Origin of the sequence: Novipirellula sp. (assembly GCF_041583735.1) — a bacterium.
In the GTDB taxonomy this organism is placed as follows: domain Bacteria; phylum Planctomycetota; class Planctomycetia; order Pirellulales; family Pirellulaceae; genus Novipirellula.
In genome coordinates, this window is record NZ_JBFHFD010000572.1 from 1 (window position 1) to 5651 (window position 5651).

Sequence of the window (5651 nt, forward strand, 5' to 3'; positions counted from 1 at the left end):
CGACGACTCGGTGCCTCGGTAGCGAACATCACATTCAAAGGAATATTGCACCGGCACGTGGTCAACATTTTCATCGGCAATCAGCGAGTCCGCTTCGCTACGCAGCTCATCAACGATCCGCGAGATCCATTCGGAGGATGCGTCATCCAGTGTCGCATAGACGCCTCGCGTCACGACGCGGCCGATATCGGCCAGTCCCATCCCCAGCGCGCTCAACATACTGGCGTCAGGGTGATCAATAATTTGGCTCATCTTCAGCGAGTCGGCGACACGACAGAGATGCTGGCCCGCTGCGCCGCCGAATCCGACCAACGTCATCTGACGCACATCGTTGCCTTCGGCCGTGCTGACGGTGCGGACCGCTTCGGCCATATGCGTGACGGCGATCTGCAAAAAACCTTCGGCGAGTGTCTCCAGACTGGGGATCTCGACCGATTCAGGCAACTGCTTCGCGACTTCTTCGATCCGGCGTTTGGCGGCCATTTCATCCAGCGGAAATGGAAACCGATCCACCGGCAACCGTTTCAGCAGCAGGTTGATATCGGTGATCGTTAGCGGCCCGCCGCGTCCGTAACACGCCGGTCCCGGATCCGCCCCGGCGCTGGCGGGCCCGACCACCATTCGCCCGTTCACGACGTCACAAATCGATCCGCCGCCTGCGGCCACCGTGCGAATGTCCATCATCGGCGTCAACACTCGCAACCCCGCGACGCGTGCTTCGTAACATCGCCCCACTTGCCCCGTGTACCGGCTGACATCGGTGCTCGTCCCCCCCATGTCCAATCCGATTGCCGACGCGGCCCCCACGGACTTAGCGACTTGTCCGAGCGCCACCACTCCTCCGGCCGGTCCCGACAAAACGCTATCGCGTCCTCGAAACGTATCGCCCGCGACCAAATTGCCGCCGCTGGTCATCATTTGCAATCGACACGAATCACGGCCGCCAAATTGATTCCACACCCGGGAAACATAACTCGCCAAAATCGGATTCAAATACGCATCCAGCGTCGTTGTTTCGGCGCGTGACACCAACTTGATCAGCGGAGCGACCTCGCTCGACCGGCTGACCTGATCGAATCCTAACTCGCGAGCCATCCGCTCGACAACGCGTTCGTGCGTATCATCGACATGGGCGTTCATCAAACAAATCGAAAGCGACTCGGTCCCCGACGCCTTGACCTGCAGCAAAGATTCACGCAGCGCCGACTCATCGAGCGGACACAACACGTTACCCTTAGCGTCGATTCGCTCACGCACCTCGACGACCTGCTCGGTAAGCGGATCGTGTTTCTGAATCGCCAACGCGAACAGCTCAGGCCGATCCTGCTCGCCAATTCGCAGCACATCCACGAAACCTTCGGTCACCAATAGCGTGGTATTGGCCCCCGTGCGGGTCAGCAGCGCATTGGTGCCGCGAGTGGTCCCTAGCCGAACCGCAAGATCGGGCAGTGGATCGCAGAGCCGGCACGCCAGCAGCAACCGGGTCGCAAGCACTGGTGCTTCCAATTGAGCATCCAGCTCTAAGACAAACGATTCCGAAAAACTGGGGAACTCAGCCGCTACATATTCGTCGCCATCGACCGTGATACGGTTCTTGGCTGCGTCAAAACCGGTGACCGTCCCGATTTCGACGGCGACGCCATCGCTACGCAACCACGATGCCCGACAACCATTCCAAAAATGATCGGGCAGCGGATATTCGGTCGTATCGGACTCGAGGTCGAATTCGTGTTGCGAGCGTTCGCATCGCGTTGCTCTCACGCGAACTTTTCCGCTGCTCAGCACTTTGGTCGACCGACGTACGCCGCCGCTGACAACGAAACAATCGGTAAACGTGCCGCCGACGTCGGCCCAGACTTGGATGATGGAATTCAAACTCAATTTTGTTGGGGTGGATAAGAGGGAGGCACGTAGGGAGCCATCGAATCTTTGGGATTGTCGATCGCTTGATTGGTTAACAACAGATATCCGACAGCAAACATCAGCATCGTCAGGGGCGTCGTCACGAATTGTCCCACGTAACATGCCGCCGAACCGGCCATCGACAACACGGTCGCAATGATCACCACCAACAACGATGTCACCTTATTGCTCATCGTGATGTGGTAGCCCACGCGAATCGATCCCAGCGCCGATGTCTTGCCATCGCTGACGACAAAAATCCAAGGCCATAGCAACCACTGAGCCGCAAACACAAAGACCGTTGCCACGATCATCGCCAAGATCGCTAACCCCGCAGCGATCACCTCGCCCCCTTCGATACTGCCGACCAAACCAATCACGACGAGAACCACCAAACTGACCAGGGCAAGGGCAAACAGCAATGCCACCAAGCCCACGGCAAAACGAAAAACAATGACCAACGGCGGAAGCAATTGAGACAAGGGACTCGGTTGGTTGCGGGCGACCGCCAGTGAGACCCGGGCAAACCCAACCGTTGTGTAGCAACTCAGAAAGGCGATAAACGGAAAGAATAACAATGCTGCAATCGCCAGGATCGGTCCGCCATTGGGTAAAGCACCGTTGTCGATCATGCTGCCGATAATGGACATCAGCAAAAACGGAACTCCGAAAATAATCCCGGTTGCCACTAACAGGATCAAGGCTGCCAAAATTAGCGGCGACCAACGTTGCCCGAAAATCGCCAACGTGGGCGAGACGATGTCTTCGATCGGCCGCTGAACGATTTCGGTTTCGCCTAACTGAAGCACGGGTTCCGCCGAATACGACGTCGCTTGGTATGGGTTGACCGGGCGACCGCTTGCGGATCCCGTTGTCTCGCTTGATCTTGCGATCGGCGTCTGGAATGGATTTTCACTGCCTGCTGGATTTTCACTGCCTGCTGATTCGGGCGGCTGGCTCGGAACTGGCGGCTGGCTCGCAGAGGGTGGTACAGGATCCGGTGACGCAGCGGGCCGATTCCCCCCAGTCTCTGCAATCCTAAAAGTCGCTTCGCAGGCGGGGCACTTCGCCATGCGTCCGATCGCATCGGCAGGTAATTCGAGTTCTCGGCCACAGGATGGGCAGGGCTGACGGTGAAGACTCATTAATCACTCGGCACAATCGGAGACAATGCAAGCAGAAACGACGCAAAGGAACGGGCTCATTACAAGGGCTAGCGTGTCGGGATGCAACCACGCGAGCACGATTTCCACCGTTTCGCGGGCATTGGGCGCGGTCGGAATTACGCCGCCTGGCGGCAAAGACGTAATGGTTTGGGTCGGGTAAACTGAACCATTGACGCTCGCCCAAATTTCCCGCGACTGCTATTTTGGTGCGTCTTACAAACGTTCCGTCCGACGACCATCCCCTTTCCTTATTCCCTAGCGACTTGCCTCGTTGTCTGAGAATCTTCAATCCGAATCGATCCTGGGTGCGGACGGCAGCATCTCTCGTCGTCTGAACAACTTCACGCCGCGGCCTGAACAATTGGCGATGGCGCGCGATGTGGAAAAAGCACTTCGCAATCAACAACATCTGATTGCCGAAGCGGGCACGGGCACCGGTAAAAGCTTTGCCTATCTCGTTCCCGCGATTCTGTTTGCGACCGAACAACAAGGGCAGCCCGAGAAACCGCTGCTCGATGTCGAAGACGAAAACGAGCCCGGTCGCAAACGCCGCATTCTGATCTCGACACATACGATCAGCCTGCAGGAACAGTTGATCAACAAAGACATCCCGCTGCTGAACAGCGTCATTCCTCGCGAATTTTCCTCGGTGCTGGTCAAAGGCCGCTCGAATTATCTGTCGCTGCGGCGAATGAACCGCACCGCCGCGAAGATGACTTCACTGTTGGCCAACGAAATCCAGTACGAGCAAGTTCGCGGGGTACTGAAATGGGCCGAAGTGACCAACGATGGCTCACTATCAACGCTTCCCAATCGCCCCGACTCGTCGGTCTGGGACGAAATGAAAAGCGATACCGGCAATTGCCTGGGCCGCAAATGCCCGCACTTCAAAGACTGCTTCTATTTCAAAGCACGTCGACGCGCCAACAATGCGGAATTGATGGTCGTCAACCACGCAATGTTCTTTAGTGATCTGGCACTACGGCAACAAGGCGTTGCGCTGTTGCCGGATTATGATGCCGTCATCCTGGACGAATGTCACACGATCGAGGCGGTCGCGGGTGACCATCTGGGGATCCGGCTGACCAGTGGCCAATTCGACTACCTGTTCGACAAACTGTACAACGACCGCACGCAAAAAGGATTGCTGGTCGACAAACAATTGCTCGGGCTTCAAAAACAACTCGAACGATGCCGTTTTGCAGCCACCAACCTGTTTGCCGATATCCTCGATTGGTGGGAAAACTCGGGCACTCGCAATGGACGCGTGCTGCACCCCGGCGTGGTCGACAATCGTGCTAGCCAACCGATGGAAGCCCTCGCGAGAGCGCTGCTGGAGCAGGCGGAAGGACAGAAGGATGAATCCGAGAAAAAGGATTTTGAATCGGCTCACGATCGCATGATGGCGCTCGCTGGCGGACTGCGGCAATGGATCAATCACGATCTGGACGGTGCGGTCTATTGGCTCGAACGCAGCGGTTCGCGTCGCGGACTGGACCGCGTTACTTTGGCGGCATCCCCGATCGATGTCGGCGCGACACTTCGCGAACATCTGTTCCAAAGCAAGATGATCCGCAGCGTCGTGATGACCAGCGCGACGCTGGCAACCGGCAACGATGACAAGTTCAACTTCTATCGTTCGCGAGTTGGATTGACGGGTGGTCTATCGCTTCGCGTGGGCAGCCCGTTTGACTACAAAGAGCAAGCAAAATTGGTGGTCGTCCGCGGACTCCCGGATCCATCAAAAGAGCGTGCCGAGTTCGAAAAGGCACTTCCCGATCAGATCAAACGCTTTGTTCGCCATAGCGACGGACATGCGTTTGTTTTGTTCACTAGCTATGACTTGCTGAAACGATGTGCCACCGCCTTGACCCCTTGGTTGGCTGAAAACGAATTGCTGCTGTACAGCCAGGCGGGGACTCAGAATCGCACGCAACTATTGGACGCGTTTCGCCGCAATCCCAAAGGGGTGCTGTTTGGCACCGACAGCTTTTGGCAAGGCGTCGATGTCCCCGGCGAAGCGCTAACGAACGTCATCATCACCAAGTTGCCATTCTCGGTGCCTGATCACCCGCTGCTGGAAGCCAAATTGGAAGCGATTCGGGCCAGTGGCCGCAATCCGTTTAACGACTATCAATTGCCCGAAGCAATCATCAAATTTCGGCAAGGATTTGGACGATTGATTCGCACCCAACAGGACAAGGGAATGGTCGTTGTGCTTGATCCGCGGCTAGAAAGCAAACCCTATGGACGAGCATTCCTGCAGGCGCTTCCCGAGATGCCGGTCAAGCTGACCTCGGCCAACGCCAAGAGGTAGGGAATCGTACTTAATTGCAGTTATATAGTGCGAATCTCAAGGCCGGAGGCAACCGTGAGTTACCTCGCCCAAACTTTGTTTGGGAGAGGTCGAGCAGAGCCTTCAGCGATGCTCGGGTGAGGGCAGACCGAGCAAGCCAGTGGCCTGCTGCAAGCTCAGTTGCGCGGTCGGCCCTCACCCGGACGAGGCCTGAAGGGCCCGCCCGACCTCTCCCGCGCTGAAGCTCGGGAGAGGTGACTTGCCGTATGCCACCTCTCCCAAACGCA

General features: G+C 57.1%; 3 protein-coding genes. 1 reads left to right on the plus strand and 2 read right to left on the minus strand.

From position 1 onward, the window contains the following. A partial coding sequence (locus tag ABX962_RS28545; RefSeq protein ID WP_372724578.1) for a hydantoinase/oxoprolinase family protein occupies window positions 1–1881 on the minus strand: 1881 nt, incomplete at its 3' end. After that, entirely contained in the window at window positions 1878–3047 is a 1170-nt protein-coding gene (locus tag ABX962_RS28550; protein ID WP_372724580.1) for a hypothetical protein, read from the minus strand. The genes ABX962_RS28545 and ABX962_RS28550, both read right to left, overlap by 4 nt. 292 nt (window positions 3048–3339) lie before the next feature. Between ABX962_RS28550 and ABX962_RS28555 the strand changes: the two genes are divergently transcribed. After that, complete coding sequence (locus ABX962_RS28555) at window positions 3340–5385, plus strand: ATP-dependent DNA helicase (protein ID WP_372724581.1); 2046 nt, start codon at window positions 3340–3342, stop codon at window positions 5383–5385. The last annotated feature ends 266 nt before the right edge of the window (window positions 5386–5651 follow it).

Excerpts from the sequence above, each read along its gene's own strand:
- ABX962_RS28550 (WP_372724580.1), bottom strand. The coding sequence starts at position 3,047 with ATGAGTCTTCACCGTCAGCCCTGCCCATCCTGTGGCCGAGAACTCGAA.